The sequence below is a fragment of the Priestia sp. YIM B13551 genome, assembly GCF_042787905.1.
In the GTDB taxonomy this organism is placed as follows: Bacteria; Bacillota; Bacilli; order Bacillales; family Bacillaceae_H; genus Priestia.
Map to the genome: position 1 here is coordinate 425,919 of NZ_JBHZOX010000003.1, position 24,144 is coordinate 450,062.

Genomic DNA, 24,144 nt, shown 5'->3' on the forward strand with positions numbered 1-24,144 from the left:
AATGACAGAAGCAGCAAATATGGAAAATGAAATTTTTGAACTTATTGCATATGGAGGAAATGCTAGGTCACTTGCATATGAAGCGTTAGAAGCAGCTGAAGACTATGATTTTAATAAAGCTGACGAGCTTTTAAAGCAGTCTCAAGAAGAGCTCAGTCATGCTCATAAAACGCAAACTGCGCTTATTCAACGTGAATTGAACGGAAAAACAATTGAAAAGTCACTGCTTTTAATTCACGCACAAGATCATTTAATGACGGCCATTTCAGAGCAAAAATTAATTGAACATATGATTAAGCTTATTAAAAAATTTAAAAAAGAAGGCGAAAATCAATGAAAAAGCTAGGTATTGCGATTTACCCGGAACATTCGACTGTCGAAAAAGATAAAGCGTATATAGCACTTGCGCATCAATACGGATTTACCCGCATTTTTACATGCTTGCTTTCTGTTGAAGGCGATCAGAAAAAAGTAATGGCAAATTTTAAAGAAATCATTGAGTTTGCCAATGAGCTAGAGATGGAAGTAGTAGTGGATATTGCTCCTCGCGTATTTGGAGCGCTTGGCATTTCTTATGATGACTTATCTTTTTTTCACGAATTAGGGGCTTATGCTATTCGCCTTGATCTAGGGTATACGGGAAATGAAGAGTCCATTATGACTTTTAATCCATACGGCTTAAAAATTGAAATTAATATGAGCAATGCGACGAAGTATGTGGATAATATTTTAAGTTACCAGCCAAACCGAAAACAGCTATTGGGGTCGCATAATTTTTATCCTCATCGATACGCAGGATTGTCGTATGATCACTTTGTAAAGTGTTCAGCATTGTTTAAAGAACATAACCTTGAAACAGCAGCCTTTATTAATTCACCAAGCGCTACGTTTGGACCGTGGCCTGTTACTGAAGGGCTTTGTACGCTTGAAATGCATCGCACGCTTCCGATCGACGTGCAGGCTAAGCATCTTTTTAAAACGGAGTTGATTGATTGTGCAATCATTGCGAATGCTTATGCATCGGAAGAAGAAATGAAGGCGCTGCGTGATGTTGTTCAGCAAGAGCGCTTTACTTTTAATGTGACGCTGTATGATACAATTACCGAGCTTGAGAAAAAAATTGTGCTGGAAGAGTTTCATTTTTACCGCGGAGACGTATCCGATTATTTAATTCGCTCTACGCAAAGCCGAGTAAAATATAAAAAAGAAGAATTCAAGCCTACGCATACTCCTTCCATTCGAAGAGGCGATATTTTAATAGAAAATGAACTCTACGGACAGTACAAAGGAGAGCTGCAAATTGCGCTGTTAGACATGGAGAACTCAGGTAAAACAAACGTAGTAGGACGCATTGTAGAAGAGGAAATATTCTTACTAAATGAACTGCAGCCATGGGACAAATTTGCTTTTTGTGAACGGTGATAAAATGGACTATATTATTGGTATCGACGGGGGCGGAACAAAAACAGAAGCCGTTGCTTACAGCTTAAACGGTCAAGAGCTCGCTGCTTCAAAAAGCGGCTATGGAAATTTGCTCATTAATTACAATACGGCTATTACTCATATTGATGAATGTATTACAGCGTGCAAAACTGCGCTTACTGGTTATACATGTAAAGGCATTTCACTAGGACTTGCTGGAAGTAAAGCATTATCTAAGGAAGAAATAAAAAGATATTTTTATGATCGGTATCAGGTAGAAGTAGGTTTATATGATGACGCCATGATTGCACACGAAGCACTACTGCATGGAAAAGACGGGATTTTAACCATTGCAGGAACTGGAGCCGTCAGCATTGGGAAAAAAGACGGGGTGTACGAATACGGAGGAGGGTGGGGACACCTTCTTGGAGATGAAGGAAGCGGATATTGGATTGGTCTTCAAGCACTGATATTGCTGACGAAAGAGCATGATCAAAGCTGTCCTTACAGCAGCCTTAGTCAGACAATCTTGCAACATGTAAAAGCAGATACCATACACGATATAAAAAAGTTTGTCTATTCATCTCCTAAATCAGAAGTTGCTTCACTCACTCCGCTTGTTGTAAATCAAGCAAGAAATCATAAACAAGAAGCAAGTGACATTCTTCAACAAGCTGGAAAGCACCTTGCAAACATGACTCTTCATTTATATAAGAAACAGCGGTTTGAAGGGAGCTGCTTGCTGGCATGCAAAGGCAGCATTTTAACGGAAGTTCCAGAAGTGTTTGATGTTTATAAAAAAGCATGTGAAAAAGAAATAAAGCATATCCAGTGGGCAACACAGCGAGTATCATCTGCTAAAGGAGCTTATCAGCTGTTCATGAACGAGTATAAATAGAGAAAAAATGATGGTGGAAAAGGCAGGGGATCACAGTGAACTTAAATCATATCTTAACTGAAAAACGCAATCCGCAAACCTTAAACATTGATGAATTATCAAGTCTGGAAATTGTAAAAAAAATTAATGAAGAAGATCATCAAGTGCCTCATGCAATCAATAAGGTGCTGCCTGTTATTGCTTTGTTAGTAGATGAAATTGTCAGTGCTTTTAAACAAGGCGGACGTCTTATTTATATCGGAGCAGGTACAAGCGGGCGGCTAGGTGTGTTAGATGCATCTGAATGTGTACCAACATTCGGTACACCTGCCGAACAAGTAATTGGGATCATAGCCGGGGGAGACAAAGCGCTCCGTCATGCGTTAGAAGGAGCAGAAGATAACAAGAAACAAGCGATAGAAGATTTGAAAGCGATTAATTTATCAAATAAAGATATTCTTGTAGGTATAGCTGCAAGTGGAAGAACTCCTTATACACTCTCAGCGCTTGCGTATGCAAACAGCCTGGGGACAGTAACGGGCTGTGTTGTAAATTCTCCTCAATCACCTATGGAACAAGAAGCAAAATATGCAATAGTAGCAGAATCAGGGCCGGAAGTTGTAACAGGTTCAACAAGAATGAAAGCCGGAACTGCTCAAAAGCTTGTTCTTAATATGCTGACGACCGCTTCTATGGTTCAAATCGGTAAAGTCTACAGCAATCTAATGGTAGACGTACAGCCGACTAACGATAAACTCGTACAGCGTGCTAAAAATATTATTGCGGAACTAACAGGCGTCTCACCAGAGGAGGCAGCGGAAAGTTTACAAACATACAAAACGCCAAAAGCCGCCATTCTTGCGCTTCTTACTTCTATAGAAGCTGATGAGGTGCATCGGTTGCTTGATAAACATGACGGACATTTAAAAAAAGCCATTGGAGAAGCAATGGAACAGCAGATTAAAGATTAACCCTTAAAAGAAGTGCATACAGCACTTCTTTTTTTTGTTGAGCACATTTTTTGCACAATGTATGTGGGTGAATTCGGTCTAATCATTTTGCAAGACCCGTAGTATAGTAAAAGCATAAAACATAGTAAGTATTTCAATTTGTGCACGAATTGGACTGAAGGTGATTCATTTGTTAGACAAACGCAGTACGGCCGTATTGCAAGTTTTGCTTCAAGCCGCAACATTTATATCAGTACAAGAGTTAATGAAGCAGTTTCAAGTGTCAAGACGTACCATCTATTATGATATTGAGAAAATTAACGATTGGCTGTGTCAGCAAGAATTAGAGTTTGTTCAGTACACATATGGAAAAGGCTTTTTTCTAAACGATCAAGCAAAGGACCAAGTTGCTAAACAATTTTCTCATGTTATGCCATCTGCTTACTTATCAGTTGAGGACCGTCAAATATACGTTGCTTTGATGTGTATACTTCGAGGCGGAAAAATTGGAACTCAGCAGCTCATGGATGAAACAGAAGTTAGTCGCAACACTGTATTACAAGATATTAAAGACTTAAAAAACAAGTGGGCAAAGAAAGGCATATCTTTGACATACAGCTATAAAGATGGGTACGAAGTAAAAGGATCTGAAAGCGACATTCGAAATTTGCTTTATATACACATCACAGAATTATTAAGTCAACATCAAGAAGAGTTGTTGAAAAGGGTTATGAAAGCAGATTACGAATATTCACTGATTTATAACTGGCTTGTAGAGTGTGAAGATAAACTGGGAATGGCGTTTACAGACAAGATGCTGACGCAATTAGCCTATATGCTCACGTGCTGTATTCAGCGTATTGGAGGCAAGCGCTATGTAGACGCCTTGATTACTAGAAAAGAAGAATTAGAAAAAACCAGGCAGTACAAAGCGCTGCAAGAAATTGAAAGCGTTTTAAGATTTGATTTTCCACCTCATGAAAAACATTATCTGGCCACGGTTTTACTAAGTGCAAAAGTAAATGTAGTAAATCAAGCAGATAGTGATGATTGGATGAGAACCATTGTAAAAGAAATGGTATCACGGTTTCAAGCATATGCTTGTGTGGTATTTGAAGATCGAAATCGTCTTGAACAAAATTTATATATTCATTTGAAGACGGCTTATTACAGGCTTCTCTATAATATTCACCTCCCTAACCCTATGCTTTCGGCTATTCAAACAAAGTATCAGGATATAGTGGAACTGACAAAAAAAGCGTTGCTTCCTTTGGAAAACAGCCTTCAAACACGTATTAATGAAGACGAAATTTCTTATTTTGCTCTTCATTTCGGAGGGTGGATGAAAAAACAAGAGGGAAGGCAAAAACAAAAGCGTATTGTTATTGTTTGTGCCAATGGAATTGGAACGTCCCGTATGCTTCAGTATCAGCTTGAACAACTGTTAACAGATGCTGAATTGATAGGGCCAATGACGGTAAGAGATTATGAGCAGTTTAAAGAAACCTATGATTTAGTTATTACAACTACGCCATTAAAAAAGCGAATGAACGTGATGCTTGTGAATCCTATTTTAACGGATGATGAAAAGCAGCGGTTAATCGACTTAGTTGAACCAGCTTCTTCTCAGCTAACCACTCAAGCCATCATGGGTATTATTAAGCAGCATGCAAATATTCAAGATGAACCAGCTCTATTAGCTAATTTAAAACTAGTGATACAGCAATCTAAAAAAATGGTAAGGGAGGATAAAAAGCCAATGTTGCATGAAGTATTGCAAGAGCCATTCTTGCAGCTTACAGATTCAGCAGATGATTGGAAATCAGCTGTTAGGCTGGCTGCCAAGCCTTTGTTGAACTATGAATATATTGAACCTTCTTATGTAGAAGCAATGATCAAAAGTGTAGAGCAGTTAGGCCCTTATATTGTTATTGCGCCAAAAGTTGCGCTCCCTCACGCAAGGCCGGAACAAGGTGTAAATCGTGTGGGTATGAGCATGCTTCGTTTGAAGGAGCCGGTCTATTTTTCTACTGAAAAACAGCACGGAGCGCAGCTTATTATCGTACTTGCTGCTACTGATAATGAAACCCACTTAAAAGCACTGTCACAGCTTTCAATGATGCTATCTGAAAACGATAATATTGACAAGCTTATTGCTATGAATACAAAACAAGAAATGCTTGCGTTAATTGAAGCTTACTCAAATTAAAAGGAGAGATAAAAAATGAAAAAGATTTTAGTTGTATGCGGAAACGGTTTAGGAAGCAGTTTTATTGTGGAAATGAATGTAAAGAAAATTTTAGTAGAGCTTGGTGTTGAAGCACAGGTATCTCATACGGATTTAACAACTAGTAAAACGGAGCAGGCAGATATCTATTTAGGATCTGCAGATATTGTAAATCAATTGGATGATGGCACTCGCACGGTCGTGGCACTGCAGAACATTTTAAATCAAGCGGAAATTAAAGGAGCACTGCAAAAATACTTCGTGGAGGCGTAAGCCATGTTTGATTTAATTATGAAAGATATATTAGGAACACCGGCTATTCTAGTAGGGTTGTTTGCGCTCATCGGTTTGTTGCTTCAAAAGAAAAAAAGTGCAGATATTGTATCAGGCACGTTAAAAACAATTATGGGTTTTCTTATATTAGGAGCAGGAGCTAACATATTAATTGCTTCACTTGAAGCGTTTGGGAAAATGTTTAATAAAGCGTTTTCTGTTGAAGGCATCATTCCTAATAATGAAGCAATTGTAGCTGTAGCTCAACAAACGTTTGGTACAGAAACAGCGATGATTATGCTTTTAGGTATGATTGTAAATATCATTATCGCGCGCATCACAAAATTTAAGTATATCTTTTTAACTGGGCATCATACCATGTTTATGGCTTGTTTGATTGCAGCAATTTTATCTACCGGCGGGTTAACGGGAGCACCTTTGGTTTTGATCGGTGCACTATTATTAGGTATTTTAATGGTTTTATTTCCTGCACTGCTTCAACCGTATGTGCGTGAAATTACAGGGTCAAACGATATTGCCGTTGGTCATTTTGGTTCCTTAGGCTATTTAGTAGCAGGGTTTATTGGCAAGCGAGTAGGAAATCGCGAAAAAACAACAGAAGAAATTAAAGTTCCTCAATCCTTAGGATTTCTTCGGGATACATCCGTTTCTGTCTCACTGACCATGACCGTTTTATTTATTGTTGTTGCACTTTTTGCAGGTCCTGCATTTATCGAAACAAAATTAAGCGGGGGTCAAAACTTTATTGTGTACTCGCTAATTCAAGCAATCACCTTTGCAGCAGGAGTATATGTCGTGCTGGCGGGTGTTCGTATGCTTTTAGCAGAAATTGTACCAGCATTTAAAGGAATTGCTGACAAAGCGGTACCAAATGCCATTCCAGCTCTAGATTGTCCAACGGTGTTTCCGTTTGCTCCTAACGCAGTGGTGATTGGATTCTTTTCAAGCTTTATCGCAGGTCTCATTTCAATGTTCTTTTTGCCTCTATTTGGTCTAAGTATTATCGTGCCAGGCCTCGTTCCGCACTTTTTTACGGGAGCAGCTGCTGGAGTATTTGGAAATGCGACGGGGGGAAGAAGAGGAGCAGTGGTCGGGTCATTTGCCAATGGAATCTTAATTAGTTTTTTACCGGCTATTTTACTGCCTGTTCTCGCGTCGTTAGGTTTTAAAGGCACAACATTTGGAGATTCGGACTTTAGTGCGGTAGGTATTCTTCTTAGCATGCTAATTAAATTATTTACGTAAAGATAAAAAACTCATGTTACGCTAGTAGCATGAGTTTTTTTATGATATTGGAAGTGGAGGAGCAATGAATGAAAATTGGGTTAGCGCAAGTGAGATTTCCAAAGTCAGCCGCAGAGGGTGTAGAAACGGTAGAAAATTGTATGAAACAAGCAGCAGAAGAAGGATGTAACCTTGTATGTTTTCCAGAATCAATTGTGCCGGGACTTAGAGGAGTTGGTTTTGAAGTTGAGACATACAATCACGAAATTCAACAAAATACGCTTTATAAAGTTAAGTTGTGTGCCAAACAGTTAAAGCTCAACGTAATTTTACCACTGGAGTGGCGCGACGAACTTGGTATGCATTTAACTGCTTTTGTAATTGATGAAAATGGAAAAGAATTAGGGTATCAAACTAAAAATCAAATTGATCCAGCAGAAGATCAATTTGGTTACAAGCCTGGAAATGGCCGCCAGTTGTTTGAAATAAACGGCGTGAAATTCGGTATTGTTATTTGCCATGAGGGATGGCGCTATCCTGAAACTGTCCGATGGGCTGCTGTAAGAGGAGCAAGCATTGTGTTTCATCCACAGTTTACTGGTGAAGTACCAGATCCGCAATTTTATGATTATGCAATGATTGCAAGAAGTACGGAGAATGGTATTTACTTTGCAAGCGTGAATTATGCCTTAGAGAACCAAAAAAGCACGACTTCTCTTCTTTCTCCAAAGGGTGAATGTTTGATAAAAGCGAAAGCTGAAAAGCAAGAACTGCTAACGTATACGATAGAGCCCGGTGAGGCTAACCGCCTGTTAGCTCAGCGTCTGTTATCAAATTTACTATTGTAAAAAAGTTTATTTTTCTAGTTAAATTAGCATGTGCGCTCTGATAATCCTTTGGTTATTTCTCCTTATGACGATATAAACATCAATATGGTATTATCGAAAGTTAAAGGGGTATTAAAAGGTGTGTGGAAACAATGGATCGAAAAAAAGCCGCATCAGTAGCTGGAGCATTGGTCATTGCCGTAGGAATTTGGCTGTTTCAAAGCGGGAAATTTAAAAGTGAAGCGCAGGCAGATAAGTTTACGAGTACATTTTTGGTCGATCATGAACAAACAGACAATGGATTTGAATTATTTACTTCGGATACCAATCAATATAGGATGTGGTTTCCGCTTCAGTATGTTATTCATAAATCTTCTTATAAAAGCAGTGAAGATGAAAGTGAAGTATGGACAGCATCAACGAAGGAAAATGATTCATACAATGCTGGGAAAATAACGGCTTTATTTTCTAAGAAAAAAAGCAAAGCAGCTCAAAATAAATTGGATGCATTTCAGCCTGATTACATGTTAAAAGGTAAAAATGCAACGATTTATGTGAAAAAACAAACAAGAGATGGAAAGTATAGCATTTATCATGCTTATGTGAATGATGATTATTCAGACAAGTATATTTACTATACGTTTGAACTAAAAAGCAGCGAACAGACAAACAGTACAAAACAGCAGTATTGGGTAGAAAAAATTCTTCTAAATACACAGTTTCAAAAAAACTCAGCTCAATAGTCAGCTGAGTTTTTTCGTAAGAGTTCATAATACTTTTGCTTTTTTATGTAAACGGGTACAATATGAGTAAGGAGGCCTTTGTATGATTGAAAAACAAGCAGTTGGTGAAAAAGCAGCACAATTTGTGGAAGATGGAATGATTGTAGGGCTAGGGACAGGTTCAACAGCTTATTATACAATTGTAAAACTAGGTGAACGAGTAAAAAATGGATTAAACATCAAAGCGGTTCCTACTTCTCAAAAAACAGAAGAGCTGGCAAGGAAACTAGGTATTCCCATTGTTACCTTAGCGGATGTTGAATATATTGATATAGCAATTGACGGAGCGGATGAAGTGGATAGCGAACTTTCTTTAATTAAAGGAGGGGGAGGCGCGCTGCTTCGAGAAAAAATGATTGCGTACGCAGCAAAGCGGTTTATCGTAATTGCGGATTCTAAGAAAATAGTGAAGACGCTAGGAGCTTTTCCTCTTCCTGTTGAAGTTATACGTTTTGGCTGGGAAATGACGGCGAAGCACATTCGCAGTGCAGGTTGTGTACCGCAGCTTAGGCTTTTAGATGATCATACGCCGTTTATCACCGATAACGGAAATTACATTCTAGACTGCCATTTTTCGGAAATTGAAAATCCTGCTGAGTTGGAAAAACAGCTGATAAGGATCCCGGGCGTAGTAGAGAGCGGTTTGTTTGTAGGAATGACGGAGGAAGTCATTACCGTACAAAACCAAGATGTTCATATCATAAAAAAATAGAAGCTTTGGCGTCGGGCCTAGGCTTCTATTTTTTAATTGGAAAGAACGTTCCAATTTTTCTCTAATTGATATATGTATTGAGACGCGTTCAGTACATTTGGATGAACGAAAGTATCAATTGTTTTTTGCGGACAAGCAGATCCGTATAATGAAAAAATGACAAGCTTGCTATGCTCGATTGGTGATACAACGTGAGATAAACAGCGATAAGAAGGATTTATCAAGCTTTTTACCATCTCATGGATATCTTCTTTGTCGTAAAAATCGACTTCAATTTCCGTCTTTACTAAATAACGGCTTTCAATGGCGCTGCTTCGATAATAATTGTAGCGTGCTCCTATGAAGTAGGACGGATCTGATGTTGAAACGTCCAAATTCGTATATGTTTGATCCTGCTTGCTTTTATAAAAAATAGAATCATGAGTATGCTTCATGAATTCTTGATAAGTTGTTCCATCTTCCCACAGAGCTAGAATACAAGCATCTGTTTCATCTTCCACGTTCCAACCCCCTAATTGGCCAATGAAACCATTCACGTGTGCAAGAGCAGCCCAATGCTGTTGCGTATATGAAAAAGATGCTTTTTTATCAGTCGGTATGCTGCATTTCACAATTTTTGTCAACATTCTCCCATCACCTCAATTAATTACTTCGATAAATGAAGAAAAAATCCTTCTAAAAAGAGGAAAATCATAGACATATCCCCCCTTTAAAAGCCATACATTTCAAATAGGACAATGTTAGGGAAAGAAGGGGAAATGAATGAAAGTTTTTCGTGCAAAAGCCTGTCAATCTCCTATGCGAAAAGGCTGGTCAATTATGTTTCAGCATCCGTTTAAAAAAGATGAAAGAGGAAGATCGCACCCGTTTGTTAAACGGTTTATGTATACAGAGCAACACGATGAAATTGACATTCTGGTTGAAGAGATGAATGAACTGCTGAGAGTGCAGGATTTTTGGACAAGTACTGCAAAAGGAAGAGCAAAAGCAAGATATGATGAACGAGTAGTGAATGCTTTTTATAACGATATTGAAAAAAGGACGAGCGAACAAATTGACAGCAAGTATGAGTACATTCATGTAATCGGAGAACAAGGAAGCGGAAAAACAGCCTTAATCCGCCAGCTTCTTGGTATAAAAAAGGAATGTGGCTTTCTAGGAATAGGCAGTAAAGGCGCTTATTCTGCTACGTATAAGGTGAAGGATTCCCAACACTATGAAGCTGCCGTCTCTTTTTTTACGCGAAGTGAAGTGCAAAGGAAATTGGAGAATATCCTACTAAGAAGCGCTGAAGTGTATGCTGAAGGAGGCACGGATTATGACTTGGTCTTTGAGTTGTTACACGGAGATTCCTCTTTCAATCTGCGCGCTCTTTTGGGAGATATCCCATACAAAGCCCGTTATTTTAATGACGATGTTCCTTTAAGAATGAGTGATGAAAATAGTTCATTCAAACAATTTGTAGATGCAATTAAACGAGAAAGTGAAATAGTAAAAGACGCTGTTGATCAAGAAGGAAGAGATTTTGCAGAGGGATGGCACAAGCGGCTTGAATGTAGGGAAATCACCGAGCAAATGCTTCTGGCCATTGAATCCCGGTTGAAAGAATACAAGGAAGGAACATGGGAAATAGGAGAAGACGACTGGCCAATATCCTGCCGTCACACAGCAAAAGAGCTATCTTCCCTTGCTCCGCTAACAAATGAAGAAGAAGAAAATAACGGACGTCTTATTTATCCATTGTTTCGTAGAATTGAAGTTTGCGGCCCTTTTTCTTTTAAAAAAGGAGTAGCGATTTGCGAGCATCCGTGTTTTGAATATACGAGCACCATCCACCATTCTTTTAAAAAAGCAGCTTCTATTTTATACGTACATCATGGGCTTAAAGAATTAGATATTCAATTTCTTCAACAGCTTATCGTACATGGTCACGGCGCTAAAGTAAACGTTTGTGTTACACACGGAGATTTGCTTACCTCTCCAAGCTGCCGTACGGATTATGCTAAAAAACATGCCATGGCTAAAATGATAGATGGTGCGCTTAAAAGCGTTTCACCTCTTATGAAAAAGCAGCTTCACTACTATTTAACAGTAGGGAATACGACTATTTTAGAATGTGTACACGAGGAATTCAAAGAGAGTCATCTTCTGTATAAAGACTTAAAGGCAGCTTTAGTATCAGAAACGAGAAAAAAGCAGCAAGAGCTGCATCCTATTTATTTAAACTTGACTGTCTCTCAGGCTTTTTATGAAGCGATGGAGTCGCTGAACATTCCTTATATGGACAGAGAAACGTGTTTGAACATTTCCTTAGGAGAGCATGAAGGGCCGGTGCCAGTCATTACGTCCGCTTTTATTTTATCTGTCTACGAGCATTTTCTAAGCCAGCCGTCTGGGTGGTCAAGTACCTATCATTCGGTCACCGACCGACAGCAGGTTATTCAAGAATTGGCAGGTGAGTTTGCAACCGTCGTTTATTCCTATTTCAACGAACAGTTGCTTGAAAAATCCCGTAATGACTGGCTCGCTCTTTATAAACAAAAAGAAGACGATCAAGCCTACAAATATAGCAGACTAATAGAAAACGTAATTCCTGCCAAAAATGATATCTATCAGCAGCAAATTCTTATGAGAACGGTTTATCAGCTGATTAAGTATGTCGTAGAAAAGAAAGACGGCGTACTGGTTCATTAAGGGGTCAAGGCGCGATGTAAAAAAGAGGTTTATCAATAAAAAAACAGAGCCTGAAATCAGGCTCTGTTAGCGTTTGGAAATAGCAGTTAAAGTATTAGGTCCGGCAATGCCGTCAGCTGCTAGCTTATTGTCTTTTTGAAAATTACGTACAGCAGCTTCTGTATTGGCACCGAAGATACCGTCCGTACCTTTTGTATTATAGCCAATCGCTGTTAATTTCTTTTGAAGAGCTTGAACATTGCTGCCTTTGCTTCCTTTTTTAAGCGTTTGTTTTGTGTTAATTGTTGTATCTGCTGGTGGATTTGTTGGCTTTGGATTTGTTGGGTTTGTTGGTGTCGTCGGGTTCGTTCCTGAACTTCCTAAAGCTTTATATGTTGATGGGCCAACAATGCCGTCAGCCGTTAAGCCGTGGTCTTTTTGGAACTTACGAACAGCTGAATCTGTATTGGCACCGAACACACCGTCCGTACCTTGTGTATTATAGCCAAGTGAAGTTAGTTTCTGCTGAAGCTCTTTAACTGCATTTCCTTTGCTGCCTTTCTTTAAAACAGTTCCTGTAGAAGGAGCTGGAGTAGAACCTGAGTTTCCAGAAACGTTGTATCCGTTTGCTGCTGCAATGTCGTTAAATGATTTAGAAGAAGTTGTAATCACAACCGGTGTACCGACGGTCACTTTACTAAATAACCATTCTACTTCTTCATCGTACATACGAACGCATCCGCTGCTTACATATTTGCCGATGGAAGCAGGATTATTATTTCCGTGAATAGCATACGTCGTGCCGTATGTACCTCTCGCATTTAGGCCTAGCCAGCGATTGCCAAGGGGATTTCTAGGATCTCCACCAGGAATGTTCCCTTTGTAATAAGGGCGATTGACGATTTTATTTACTACTTTGAAATGGCCTTCTGGTGTAAGAGACTGCGTGCGTCCTGTTCCTACTGAAAACGTTCGGACAAGTGAACCATTTTGGTAATAAGCGAGTTTATTCGTCGCTTTGTTAATGATAATTAAATGAGATGGTGTTGAAGCAGCTTCTGTTTTTGGAACTCCTACAAACAAGCAGGCTAGAGCTAAAATAGCTGCTATGAGTACGATTGCTGTTCTTGATATTCTATTTGCCATGTGCTGCGCCTCCTTAGGCTGCATTAATGAAAAACGTATGATGCTTTGGGCTGTGCTATAAATTCTTCACTAATAAAATAAAAGACGAATAGCTGCATTTTCTATCCCTGTATGTATGCGCTTAATAAGGAAATCATTAAGTAGAAAGACTTTACTAGCGGGAATTTATAATAATAAGAATAACTAAGTTTTTCTTAATTCTTTGTACAACTTTAGGAATATAAGTTTACTAATCTAGCGGATTCACATTTACATAAGCATCACATCCTTTCCAGTTCTTCATTTTTGTGTAAAGAAATGAAAGCGTTATATAGATTGTTTTGTAATCATATTGTAACATATTTGTATTTTTTGTACCATAAAAAGACATAAAATAGTATAAAAATACTTTATATGGGTTTTATGTACAAAAAATCAAAAGTTCAGGAGAACGAAGCTATTATTAGATATACGAAACTGGAAAAGAAGTATGCGTAGTTTTGTGGAAATAGATAAATATTCTTATTCGAATATAGGGAGGGAAAGAGTAAAAAAACTACTTGCAAAGAGACAAGTAGTTTTTAAACCGTTATTTTTGAGCATACATTACAACAAAATTAAAAAATTTATAGATGCAATCCACCGTGCTGAACCCGCTTGCTGTTAACCAATTTAACTGATCGTGCAAAGTTGCCATTTTATCTAACTTCGTACGTTCATGAGCAGCCTCAATTTGCTCATGAGTTAATCCGCTTGCGGCAATTCTTTCGCTCCAGTCTTTTTTATATAACTCTTCAATAATAGAAGAAGGGCCTAATACTTGATCGGCATTAATAAATATTCCTCCTGTATGCAGCAAATCATAAATTTGTTCATACAGCTTTTGTTTTTGTTCGTCTTCTAAATGATGAATAGCAAGTGAGGAAATCACAATGTCAAATGAGTGCTCAAATTTGTAGCTTGTTATATCTGATACGATAAATTCTATATGCTGTTCATTTTTAAAGCGTTCCTTTGCTTTTTCAAGCATTTGATCTGAGACGTCAATCAACGTGAAATGCGCATCTGGGTATTTTTCTTTAACAAAAGAAGAAAACAAGCCTGTACCTGCTCCCATATCAAGTATGCGAAGCGTCTTTTTTGGAAAGTGAAGAAGCGAAACGGGAATAGAATAAAAATCAAAAAAACAAGGAATGAGTTTGCGGCGCTGCTCATCATACTGAGAAGCATGAGCATTAAATTTTTCTTTAACGTTATTTTTCATTTTTACAGCTCCTTTATTTGGTAATATTGAGATACATATATCGTATAGAAGTTTAATAGAAAAGAAAATAAACAAAAATAAGCAGTATTGATTCCAGTTTGTTATGAATAGAAAGAGATGGAGAGAAGAGAATGGAGATCAAATGGTTAAAAACATTCATCATAGCGGCTTCTTATGAAAATTTCAGGCAAGCGTCTGAAGATTTATTTTTAACACAGCCTGCTGTATCAAAGCATATTCAGCGACTGCAGCAAGAATTAGGAGATGAGCTTTTTGAAAAAAAAGGTAAATATATCGTGCTGACTGAGGCAGGACGCTTTTTTTTGCCTCATGCTCAAAAAATGGTGAGAGCATATGAAGAAGGAGTAGGGAATTTTAGGTTATGGAAGCAAGGATATAACCGAAAACTGACTATATCCGCTGCTCCTCAAATAGCAGCATCTGTTTTGCCGAGTCTAATCAAACAATTTGTAGAGAGATATCCCCATATTGAAGTAACGGTTAATATCACAAATTCGTTTCAAGTGGGAAAAGACATCAGCGACAGAAGGTCAGATATTGGATTAACAAGGATGCTTCCGGGTCAGGCAGACGTTTCTTATGAGTTAATTCATAAAGAAAAAGCAGTCTTAGTTGCCCCGTTTTCTGCAGGAGCACGTACGGAACAGGAGCTGTTATCTTCCTACCGCCTCCTTACGAATAATCATCCTGTTTATTGGGAAGATTTACTCCTTCAAATCAAGGCTTGTTATCCTCACATTCAGCTGCTTCCTGTGACGCAAGTAGAAATTACAAAGCGCTTTATTGAAGAAGGCCTAGGCGTATCTTATTTGCCATTTTCTATGGTGAAAAAGGAAGTTGAAAATCAAACGTTAAGCGTAATTTCACAGCAAAAAATTATCCGGCCTTCTTCACATACGTATATCGTAACAAAAGGCGAAACAGAAGAAACAAAGCAGTTTAAGCACTTTGTGGCTGAGACCTTAACAGAAACGAGTTGAAATGATACCATAAAAAGGAAGGAGAGATGACGATGTATATATTGATCATGCTAGTAGCAGCAGCAGTCTTAGTAGATTTTATTTTAAGAAAAGTGCTTGATATACCTCGCAGCAAATTTTGGGGTAAATATGAGTATGAAAGTCTAGCTTTAGGACGATGGGATAAATATGTGACGATAGCTTTTGTTCTTTTTCTAGTACTCGATATGATCTTTATGTTTGTCGAGCCTTATATCGTGTCTTGCCTATTTTTAGTTGCGGCTATTTTGCTGAAAGGTATAGATGAATGGAAATATAAACAAGAAACCAAAGAGTACATAACAAGCTTTGTACAGATGGGATTCTTCCTTACGGCTTTTGTTCTATTAACCAGCGGAATTGTATAGAAAAAAGAGCTTTACCTATGGCAAAGCTCTTTTTATATTATTTAAAAATATGATCAATGTCTTTAATTTCCGAAGAAGTGAGCTGAACATCTAATGTTTTTAAGTTATCAAGTACTTGATCAGCGCGTTTTGCCCCCGGAATTAATACATCAATTGAATCGCGCGTTAAGTACCAAGCCAGAACAAGATGAGCTACTTCTACGCCTTTTGCGCTAGAGATTTGACGAAGACGCTCTACTTTTTCTAGATTTTGCTGAAATGCTTCCCCGATAAAATGAGGCATATCTTCGCGCAAGTCATTAAACTTTGTGTTTTTATCGTATTTCCCAGCAAGTAAACCAGCAGCTAGCGGGAAGTACGGAATAAATGAAATGCGGTTTGCAGCCGTATAAGGTAAAATATCGTTTTCTGCTTCTCTTTGAATTAAGTTATATTGGCCTTGTACCACGTCTACATAACCATCTTTATTTGCTTCTTTTAACTGATCTAACGAGAAGTTTGATACGCCAATAGAACGGATTTTTCCTTCATCTTTTAATTCTTTTAACGCACCGACCGCTTCGTCTTTTGGTGTGTTTTTATCAGGGAAATGAATATAATATAAATCAATATAATCTGTTTGAAGGCGTTTTAAGCTATCTTCAACCGACTGTTTTAAAAACGCAGGAGAGTTGTCTAGCAGTACCTCATCTCCAACAATTTTATGTGCTCCTTTTGTGGCGATAACCGCTTCTTCACGATTTCCACGTTCTTTTAGCACTTCACCAATTAGTTCTTCAGAACGTTTTGGACCATAAATGAACGCTGTATCAAGTAGGTTTATGCCATTATCTAGCGCCTTATGAACAAGGTCCTTGCCGACTTCTTCGTTTAGGTTAGGATATAAGTTATGTCCTCCTACAGCGTTTGTTCCAAGTCCAATAGGATTAACATATAATTCGGATTTTCCAATCTGCACTTTTTCTGCCATGTCTAACGTCCATCTCCTTTTTTATATCTTCTTTTTTACTATAGCAAAATATACCATGAATCAAAAATAGTACGCTCATATCAAAAGCAGCCTTAAAAAAGTATTGGAACTAGAGCTTCATATAAATGACGCTTATATTCTATAGGGCTTCGTCTTCAGCGGCAAAAATAAAAAAAGAACCTCTTTTAAATAAGAGACTCTCTTTTGGTCAGGGTAATATGATAACTTTTTGACAGCTGAAATGTTTCAGCGAGCTGCCTGCGTCCTTGCGCTCCTTGTTCGCGCACATAGTCTAATTCGCTTGGTGTAAGCAGCTTCATGCTAATCAGTTTAATAGATTCATAAGGTAAAGAAAGGCTAGCTGAAACAGAAGGAGACTGAACGCCTAGCAATACACCAATTTCTCCATTTTCATTTACAAAATGAGACGGTACGTCCAAATCAGTAAATTCAATTGAAAGAATATCGTGCTTCATGAATAGTTCTAGCATATTAGGATGAGCGGCAGCATTTTGACTCATTTGATAAAGAAGGTCAAATGCCCAGTGATCCTGGATATCAGATAAAGGTCCGCGCAGAGATTCATCATCGCATTCGATATAGAATTCTAATCCTTTTCCTTGCGTTCGGCTCTTTTCTTCGGGGGATTCAAACGGATCGGACAAGCCGTTGCTTGCGAGAATAACCGTCTCTGTTTTTTGAACACGAATAAATGTTTGACGTCCAGATGGCCAAGCAGGCCCGCCAAAAAACATGGGATTTAACAAATGAGTTAATACGTCTCCGTCTACATGTCCAATTGTGTTCCAGTAGTCTTTTCTTTTTGAGATTGATTCCTCAAGAACACGCTCTGCTTCTTTTTCCTGCTTCTTTTGCTTCCACTTTAAAAATAATGACAAGTATTCCACACCTCTTCACGACTTCATAGTACCCAATATATACCTCATTAAGGGAACTAGTAAACCACTATTTAACAATAGTGTATAAATTATTATATATTTTCTTTCAACTAACCAGCTTAGAACCTTTTAGTCCTTAATTGTTTTAAGTGTACTTATGTCTACTAGAAGGGGTGTTTTGTTATACATAATAAGCGTAACCAACTAGGTTGAAAATTTATATCTTTTTTGTTCTTAATAAAGGTTTACTATTTGTGTTTTGTTCTTTATAATAGAAAAAACTAGTTATTAAGTATTGTGAGCCCGGGTTTAATAGGTTTAAATGACTAGTCAGGGATATCTGTTGAAATTTCGTTCTTTATAATGAACATTATTACGAAGTATGAAAGGAAAGCGAGTAGTGTCACAACTATCTTTTATCCCCTTGTCTAAAGGACATATAAAAATTTAAAAAAGAATGTGTAGAAGCGTGAAATTCATGTGAAACAAATTACTTTTTGTGAAGTGTTTTTCTAGTTACTAGGTTAATAGTTGAGGGGGAAACCTTATCACTTTGCTTCTGAGAGTTGAGGTATAGTAACTTCTTTAATTATCGAGGTCAAGGAGTTAAAAAAGAACCCTCAAATTATTATATATAATCTGAATAATACGACGAATTGAAAGGAGGACTACATTATGAAAATGACAAAAAAACAACCAGGCGTATCACCTAAGCGCCCAATGGTTATGGATCATCAGCCTATTAGATTTGAAACTGCTCAAAGCTGGAATCCTGGACAAGGTAACCAAGACCACCCTGGACATGGTAATGGAGGTGTTAATTTTCCACCAAACAATCCAAATAGACCGTAAAAACGAATATAAAAAGAGACTTTAAACCCATTTGTTAGGCATCTTAACAAGATCTATTATTTTCAAATCAGTGTTAAAGGCTACATATAGATAATTGTAGAGATGCCTAACATTTAATTATTTTTCTCCATTAAAAAGATTGAAGGAGCCTATCATGGAAAAAGTTACAATAAGAATTGGAGAGCATCAAGCTTTAATTGTTTGTCATTCATTTCAGATTTTAAGTTTAATTCAAAAAAACTACGAGCCTTTTTTTGCTGAAATTGAACGTCCAGATATGGTTATAAGAATAGAAGATGGATACGGAGTTCCTTTTGTTGACTATCAAGTAGACGTTGAACAAAAAGCAGATACTATATCTTTTCAAAGAGCTGATTATAGAATTCAAGCAAATTTGAGCAAGGGAGAAGCTCACATTCAAATTTATGATGAATTAGCTTTAAAACATGCGCTTATGAACTTTTATAGTTCTTATATTGTTTATCACAACTGGGGACTACTTATTCATTCCTCATGTGCAACTGAAAAAGGAAAGGCTCATTTATTTGCTGGCCAATCTGGCGCAGGAAAATCAACTTGCGCAAAATTGTCTGCTCCAAGACCCATCCTTTCTGATGAAGCCACACTTCTGAAGGTTGAAAAAAATCAAATTACTGTGTTTAATTCTCCGTTTCGGAGTGAGCTCTCAGCTCCATCTATTAAAGGAACTATTCCATTAGCAAGTATACAGCTGCTGCATCAATCTTTGAACAACGAGAGAACAAAGCTGGGTAAAGCGAGTGCTTTACTTCAAATAATGGATAAAGTCTTTTATTGGAATAAAGACCGCGAAGAAACAAAGAAAATTGTTCAAATGATAAAAGAGGTATTAGATTATGTACCTGTATATGATCTTTATTTTCAAAAAAATAATACGTTTTGGGAGTTGATATCCTAATGAAACAGTTTATTCGAAATCAAGATATGGAGGCCGTTCAACTTGACAGTGAATGGGTAATTTTAAACACGGAAGCATATACGGTAACAAAAATTAACGAATTGGGAGGTTGCTGCTGGTCTTTACTCGAAAACCCTTGTACTATTTCTTCACTTATTAGATCTTTGCAAACGGATTATCGAATAGAGGACGAGCTTTCGTTTGAAGATATGGAAAGCTTTCTCTCTGAGTTGATAAAATATGGATTGATTGATTATGCCAATTAACCAAGAAAGCGTAGTATTGTTGAAGAATGTTATAGAAAAAAAAGGGTATGTCCATTTTCCTTCTGAGGGGTTCAGCATGTACCCTTGCATTCGTCAAAATGACCTTTGCACCTTTGAAAAAGCACCTGTTTTAAAAAAAGGTGATATTGGTCTCTTTCATACGAAAAGCGGGCAATTGATTGCTCATCGATTAATTAAAACAAGATACAAGAACGAGCAGCTGCATTATATATTTAAAGGAGATACTAACCTTTACTGCGATGAGCCTGTAACGAGAGAACAAGTTATTGGGAAATTGACGGCAATCTCCCGAAAAAAACAAAAAAAAGTTTATATGGCTGCTCCTTTTGACTATATATGGTGCTGGTTAATGCTTTTTTTTCCTTTTAGCTCCCGTTTCTTAAAAAAATATATTAATCAAAAAATAGTTAATTAAGCTAATCGCTTATTTTTGGAGTGTTATGATGAAATTAAATCGAGCTGATATAAAGCGGTATTTTGACAAAGAGGAAATGATAAGCGCTTTTTCAATTGTATACCCTTTGCTTAGAAAACATTGGAAAGCTTACGCAGGGCTAATGCTTTTTTTATTGACGGACATTTTAATTACTCTTGCCTCCGCATGGTTTCTTGGAGATCTTTCAGATGCTGCCGTTCAAGGAGACTTTACCCGCGTTAAGCACTTGCTGCCATTTGCTTTTGGTCTAATACTTATAAGCTTTCTTACAATCTATTACGATACATATATTGAAGCGGTTGCAACATCTTCTATTAAACGAGATTTAAAAGAGCAGCTTCTAAGGCAACTGTTACTTTCTCCCGTTCATAAAATTCATACAACCCACTCTGGAGAATTTATTTCTCATTTTACTAATGATATTAATAGTATAGATGGAATGATTGGGCGAAATCTTATTAACCTTATAAAATTGCCGTTATTATTTATTGCGATCTTTCTTTATCTAGCCCATATTAGTCTATTGCTTTCATTTGTGGGCTTATTTATTATACCTATTGCTGTCATTGCAGGTGGTGTTTTTGGCTTTTTATTACGCAACAGCAGCAGGGAAATTCTAAAGTTAAACAGTGAAATGACCAGTAGTTTATCTGAAATCTTTCAAGGGTTTATTGTCATTCGATCTTTTTTATTAGAAAGATCTTTCTTTAGTAAATACCGTCAGCAAAATCAGCAAGCTTTAGCATTGGATTTGTATAATGGAAAAATGAAGGGATTATTTTATGCAGGAGGCGAAGCTATTGCATTAATAGCCTTTCTAGTCACTCTCTGCTTCGGCGCTTTAATCGTTTCAAAAGGGATGTTAACAGTGGGTTCCCTTCTAGCGTTTGTAAGTCTCAGCAACCGGCTGATTTATCCATTGAATGGACTCGCAGGACAGTGGGCTGCATTTCAACGGTCTATATCAGCAGTTGAACGAATAGCTCCTATATTAAAAGCGCAATATGAAACTACTGATTTTCCTGAGTTTTCTCAAAATAAGCCAAAACAAAAAGCTATTTGTTTTCAGAATATGACCTTTAGCTATGACGGAGAAAGGTATATCTTTGAAAATTTTAATTTACAAATACCTGCAGGAAAAAGCATAGCTATCGTAGGAGCGAGCGGTGCAGGAAAATCTACTCTATTCAACTTGTTACAAGGTTTTTATAAGCCTCAAGCAGGAAAAATTTATGTAGATCAAACACCGCTTGATGGTCTTACTGCATCCGAACTGCAGAACTTAATTGCATATGTCCCACAGGAAACTTTTCTTTTTACCGGTACTATAAGAGAAAATCTGCTTTTAGCCAATCCTCAGACAACTGAAGAAGAGCTAGTCACGGCTGCAAGGGCTGCTCATATTCATGATTTTATTTTGTCACTTCCTCATGGGTATGAGACCAAAATAGGCGAAAAAGGGATAACGTTATCGGGAGGACAAAAGCAGAGGATTGCAATTGCTCGAGCTATCTTAAAGGATGCACCTATTTTACTGCTTGATGAAGCAACATCTGCACTAGACAATGAAACAGAATACTTGGTTAAAGAAGCGCTGCGAGGAATTATGAAAAATCGGACAACTATTGTAATTGCTCATCGGTTATCTACCATTCAAAATGTTGATTCTATTGTTGTCATTGATAACGGGAAACTAATTCAATCAGGAAAGCATGAAGAGCTGATTCATCAGCCAGGCTTATATCGAGACCTTGCTCATGTCAACACATCACAGCTTTCTAATAACGAAGAAAGAGCAATCATGCTGTAAAGACAAATAAACTAGGAGGATTTCCATAATGCTCATTGAATTTATTCAATCATTATATGATCAAAGCCGTCCATTGCCAGAAAATCCGGATGATTACACCTCTATATTAGAAGATATCGAATATTTTCACTTATCAGCAACCGTATATTCTCTGTTAAAACAGCAAGGGAGAATCGAGCACACACCGATATACTTTCAAAACCAGCTGCAGAAAGAGTACCAAACTATTTTATACAATAATCTTTATATTAAAAATCAGCTAAAGCTTATTTTAGATACGTTCGAAACTAACGGTATCTCTGCCATTCCATTAAAAGGAATTATGTTTGCTGAAACATATTTCGGTCATTTCAGTGCAAGAAGGACAACGGACATTGATATATTAATCTGCAAAGAGGATATGGAAAGAGCGAAAGTGTGTATTCAGAAGTTAGAGTATAATGTTGAGGGCGATTGGCCATCTTATCACTTTCATCGTACGTTCAGTAAAATGATGCCTCATTCATCTGTTCCATTGACTATTGAGCTTCACAGGGACATTCTCAGAGAGAACAGTTCCTCATTAGAAATTGAGCAATTTTGGAAGCACTCTACTCCGTCAGAAGGTTACAAACATATAAAACAACTGTCTGAAGTACATACCTTTTATATGATTTGTCTTCATGGCTGGAAGCATGGAATGGATTCTTTGAAATATTTTATCGATATTATACAAGCTATACATGTCTTGACTCACAAAATTGATTACGATGCGCTATTTAAAATGGCAAAAAATGATCAAACTTTAAAACGCCTAACAAGTACATTAACAATCGTGTATAATCAATTTCCACATCTCAATCAAATTAATAGCCTTCCTTTTAACAAAAAATCAAAAATATGGTGGGATTATCAAGAAATACGTTATGGAGACAGGCAAAGCGTAAAAGGATTTAAAAATCTTATTCGTGTACATTTGTCTGAATATGACCAGTTTAAGCATTCTATAGTCTTTTTTAAAAGATGGCTTTTTCCAGATAAGTTTGAGATAACTAACCTTTATCCACCTTCAACAAAACATAAAAAGTATAAAATCTTTAGAGGGTATATTAAATTTTATCAAAAAAAGTTTCATACATTATTTCGTGCTTTATTTTATTCGAAAGTTAAAAGTTAGCAAAAATATTAAAAGATTAATATAGTTAAACGTGTTTTTTGGTAATTTTACAAGACATTCAATGATCGTTGATTAAAACTTTAAAGAGGTAGCTATAATAAAGCGTCTTTCTACTTAGAAGGTGCTTTTTTGGTTTAGACAAAAACATCAAAAAGGTCAGGTTACTTTTATGAAGGTGCTTTTAGGTAAAAATTCATTGCAAGGAAAACGTAAATAAAGAATGCTATCTCACAAAACGAGAAGCATTCTTTGTATAAATATATACGGTTGTGAAGCAATAATTATATTGTTTCTTCTGCGTCCTTCCTTAATAAATCAGTTGAAAAATCAAATAAGCCACGTACACGGCCTGTGCGAAAAATAAAAAACCCCAAAAGCGTGCTGAAAGATGGGTCAGCTGCTTTAAACTCGTAGCGTCACCTGCATCGTTTGGATATTTAATGCTTAATACAAAGATAATAAATGCAGAAAATAGAGATTCTACAAGCAACAGTGCACCAACAAACATCATACTGTAGCGCATAAGCTGTGGATCTTGCAGATAATAGATGCCTCCGAGGATCAAACCGATAGAAAAAAGCCACACAATTCCGTATCCGTTACGTACCCAAAGCAGTAAATTAATAACAACAACACTTCCTAACCCGTAAAAAAGCCAGTCGTAGTGATGGTGAACGAGCAGGTAGAAAAACAAATAAGCCATTGCTGAGCTGAACGGGTAGCCGGCTAAAGCAATAATGACGCGCGGCAACCATCCACGGGATCCCGCGTAGGTGGCAGTCACAGCTACACCTTCATTATTGGTATAAAGCTCAATGCGATTGACGCCTTTTCCGACAATAAGCCCCATTAACGCGTGGCCATCTTCATGAAACATCGTATTTAAATTTGAAAAATAACGTCCAATATGCCGAAGCAGTGTATTAATGCTAGGAGCAAGTGAACCTATAAATGGAATACCTCTTGTTAGCACAAAAGCTAATAAAATAAATAAAAAAAGCGTAGTAGATTGTTCCATCGCGATAGTCCTTTT

General features: G+C 37.3%; 25 protein-coding genes. 19 read left to right on the forward strand and 6 right to left on the reverse strand.

Annotated features, from left to right (window positions below; translation table 11 throughout):
• The first annotated feature begins 1 nt into the window (after position 1).
• The 10 genes from ACFX4N_RS19165 to rpiA all read left to right on the forward strand — a co-directional run bounded on the left by ACFX4N_RS19165 (position 2) and on the right by rpiA (position 9,315).
• A complete protein-coding gene (locus ACFX4N_RS19165; RefSeq protein ID WP_013055725.1) occupies positions 2-337 on the forward strand; it encodes a PTS lactose/cellobiose transporter subunit IIA in 336 nt (111 codons plus the stop codon).
• On the forward strand, positions 334-1,422 hold the full coding sequence (locus tag ACFX4N_RS19170; RefSeq protein ID WP_192100540.1) for a DUF871 domain-containing protein: 1,089 nt from the start codon (positions 334-336) through the stop codon (positions 1,420-1,422). The genes ACFX4N_RS19165 and ACFX4N_RS19170 overlap by 4 nt, the downstream gene beginning before the upstream one ends.
• 4 nt (positions 1,423-1,426) lie before the next feature.
• Positions 1,427-2,320: a BadF/BadG/BcrA/BcrD ATPase family protein gene (locus ACFX4N_RS19175; protein ID WP_057274928.1), complete on the forward strand. Its 894-nt coding sequence runs from the start codon at positions 1,427-1,429 to the stop codon at positions 2,318-2,320.
• A 35-nt stretch (positions 2,321-2,355) separates the two neighbouring features.
• Positions 2,356-3,270, forward strand: coding sequence for an N-acetylmuramic acid 6-phosphate etherase (gene murQ / locus ACFX4N_RS19180; protein WP_192100541.1), 915 nt, complete (start codon positions 2,356-2,358; stop codon positions 3,268-3,270).
• A gap of 160 nt (positions 3,271-3,430) precedes the next feature.
• On the forward strand, positions 3,431-5,458 hold the full coding sequence (locus ACFX4N_RS19185) for a BglG family transcription antiterminator (protein ID WP_235567386.1): 2,028 nt from the start codon (positions 3,431-3,433) through the stop codon (positions 5,456-5,458).
• A gap of 15 nt (positions 5,459-5,473) precedes the next feature.
• The gene (locus ACFX4N_RS19190) at positions 5,474-5,749 is read left to right on the forward strand and encodes a PTS sugar transporter subunit IIB (protein ID WP_013055730.1); all 276 of its coding nucleotides are present in this window, start codon (positions 5,474-5,476) and stop codon (positions 5,747-5,749) included.
• Positions 5,750-5,752: 3 nt separating this feature from the next.
• On the forward strand, positions 5,753-7,015 hold the full coding sequence (locus tag ACFX4N_RS19195) for a PTS ascorbate transporter subunit IIC (protein WP_013055731.1): 1,263 nt from the start codon (positions 5,753-5,755) through the stop codon (positions 7,013-7,015).
• Between the two features lie 68 nt (positions 7,016-7,083).
• Complete coding sequence (locus ACFX4N_RS19200) at positions 7,084-7,842, forward strand: carbon-nitrogen hydrolase family protein (RefSeq protein ID WP_098900857.1); 759 nt, start codon at positions 7,084-7,086, stop codon at positions 7,840-7,842.
• Positions 7,843-7,973: 131 nt separating this feature from the next.
• Complete coding sequence (locus ACFX4N_RS19205) at positions 7,974-8,564, forward strand: hypothetical protein (protein ID WP_013055733.1); 591 nt, start codon at positions 7,974-7,976, stop codon at positions 8,562-8,564.
• Positions 8,565-8,646: 82 nt separating this feature from the next.
• Positions 8,647-9,315 (forward strand): ribose-5-phosphate isomerase RpiA, encoded by a 669-nt coding sequence (gene rpiA, locus ACFX4N_RS19210; protein WP_013055734.1) that lies wholly within the window; start codon positions 8,647-8,649, stop codon positions 9,313-9,315.
• Positions 9,316-9,347: 32 nt separating this feature from the next.
• Here rpiA and ACFX4N_RS19215 read toward each other — a convergent pair whose 3' ends face one another.
• Positions 9,348-9,941, reverse strand: coding sequence for a YdbC family protein (locus ACFX4N_RS19215; protein ID WP_013055735.1), 594 nt, complete (start codon positions 9,939-9,941; stop codon positions 9,348-9,350).
• Between the two features lie 136 nt (positions 9,942-10,077).
• Between ACFX4N_RS19215 and ACFX4N_RS19220 the strand changes: the two genes are divergently transcribed.
• Positions 10,078-12,009 (forward strand): hypothetical protein, encoded by a 1,932-nt coding sequence (locus ACFX4N_RS19220; protein ID WP_301264177.1) that lies wholly within the window; start codon positions 10,078-10,080, stop codon positions 12,007-12,009.
• A 66-nt stretch (positions 12,010-12,075) separates the two neighbouring features.
• Here ACFX4N_RS19220 and ACFX4N_RS19225 read toward each other — a convergent pair whose 3' ends face one another.
• Positions 12,076-13,134 (reverse strand): L,D-transpeptidase family protein, encoded by a 1,059-nt coding sequence (locus tag ACFX4N_RS19225; protein WP_035439385.1) that lies wholly within the window; start codon positions 13,132-13,134, stop codon positions 12,076-12,078.
• A gap of 568 nt (positions 13,135-13,702) precedes the next feature.
• The gene (locus ACFX4N_RS19230; RefSeq protein WP_013055738.1) at positions 13,703-14,377 is read right to left on the reverse strand and encodes a class I SAM-dependent methyltransferase; all 675 of its coding nucleotides are present in this window, start codon (positions 14,375-14,377) and stop codon (positions 13,703-13,705) included.
• 131 nt (positions 14,378-14,508) lie between these two features.
• Here ACFX4N_RS19230 and ACFX4N_RS19235 point away from each other — a divergent pair, with 131 nt between their 5' ends.
• Positions 14,509-15,378 carry a LysR family transcriptional regulator gene (locus tag ACFX4N_RS19235; protein WP_013055739.1) on the forward strand — a complete coding sequence of 290 codons (870 nt, stop codon included), beginning with the start codon at positions 14,509-14,511 and terminating at the stop codon, positions 15,376-15,378.
• A 32-nt stretch (positions 15,379-15,410) separates the two neighbouring features.
• Complete coding sequence (locus ACFX4N_RS19240) at positions 15,411-15,764, forward strand: DUF4181 domain-containing protein (protein ID WP_013055740.1); 354 nt, start codon at positions 15,411-15,413, stop codon at positions 15,762-15,764.
• A 37-nt stretch (positions 15,765-15,801) separates the two neighbouring features.
• Here the strand turns inward: ACFX4N_RS19240 and ACFX4N_RS19245 are convergent, their stop codons facing one another.
• On the reverse strand, positions 15,802-16,734 hold the full coding sequence (locus tag ACFX4N_RS19245; protein WP_013055741.1) for an aldo/keto reductase: 933 nt from the start codon (positions 16,732-16,734) through the stop codon (positions 15,802-15,804).
• 185 nt (positions 16,735-16,919) lie between these two features.
• The gene (locus ACFX4N_RS19250; protein WP_192100543.1) at positions 16,920-17,633 is read right to left on the reverse strand and encodes a suppressor of fused domain protein; all 714 of its coding nucleotides are present in this window, start codon (positions 17,631-17,633) and stop codon (positions 16,920-16,922) included.
• Positions 17,634-18,308: 675 nt separating this feature from the next.
• On the opposite strand from ACFX4N_RS19250, the gene ACFX4N_RS19255 reads away from it, so the two are divergent.
• The 6 genes from ACFX4N_RS19255 to ACFX4N_RS19280 all read left to right on the forward strand — a co-directional run bounded on the left by ACFX4N_RS19255 (position 18,309) and on the right by ACFX4N_RS19280 (position 23,111).
• Positions 18,309-18,485, forward strand: coding sequence for a hypothetical protein (locus ACFX4N_RS19255; RefSeq protein WP_180234812.1), 177 nt, complete (start codon positions 18,309-18,311; stop codon positions 18,483-18,485).
• Positions 18,486-18,639: 154 nt separating this feature from the next.
• A complete protein-coding gene (locus tag ACFX4N_RS19260; RefSeq protein WP_098197020.1) occupies positions 18,640-19,422 on the forward strand; it encodes a hypothetical protein in 783 nt (260 codons plus the stop codon).
• The gene (locus tag ACFX4N_RS19265) at positions 19,422-19,688 is read left to right on the forward strand and encodes a PqqD family protein (RefSeq protein ID WP_377262090.1); all 267 of its coding nucleotides are present in this window, start codon (positions 19,422-19,424) and stop codon (positions 19,686-19,688) included. The genes ACFX4N_RS19260 and ACFX4N_RS19265 overlap by 1 nt, the downstream gene beginning before the upstream one ends.
• On the forward strand, positions 19,672-20,124 hold the full coding sequence (locus tag ACFX4N_RS19270; protein WP_161515040.1) for a S24/S26 family peptidase: 453 nt from the start codon (positions 19,672-19,674) through the stop codon (positions 20,122-20,124). Before ACFX4N_RS19265 ends, ACFX4N_RS19270 begins: the two co-directional genes overlap by 17 nt.
• A 28-nt stretch (positions 20,125-20,152) precedes the next feature.
• A complete protein-coding gene (locus ACFX4N_RS19275; RefSeq protein ID WP_192100544.1) occupies positions 20,153-21,955 on the forward strand; it encodes an ABC transporter ATP-binding protein in 1,803 nt (600 codons plus the stop codon).
• 28 nt (positions 21,956-21,983) lie between these two features.
• Positions 21,984-23,111, forward strand: a complete 1,128-nt coding sequence (locus tag ACFX4N_RS19280; protein ID WP_377262094.1) for a nucleotidyltransferase family protein — start codon at positions 21,984-21,986, stop codon at positions 23,109-23,111.
• A 307-nt stretch (positions 23,112-23,418) separates the two neighbouring features.
• On the opposite strand, the gene ACFX4N_RS19285 is transcribed toward ACFX4N_RS19280, so the two are convergent.
• Positions 23,419-24,129, reverse strand: a complete 711-nt coding sequence (locus tag ACFX4N_RS19285) for a M50 family metallopeptidase (protein WP_192100546.1) — start codon at positions 24,127-24,129, stop codon at positions 23,419-23,421.
• Positions 24,130-24,144 lie beyond the last annotated feature (15 nt).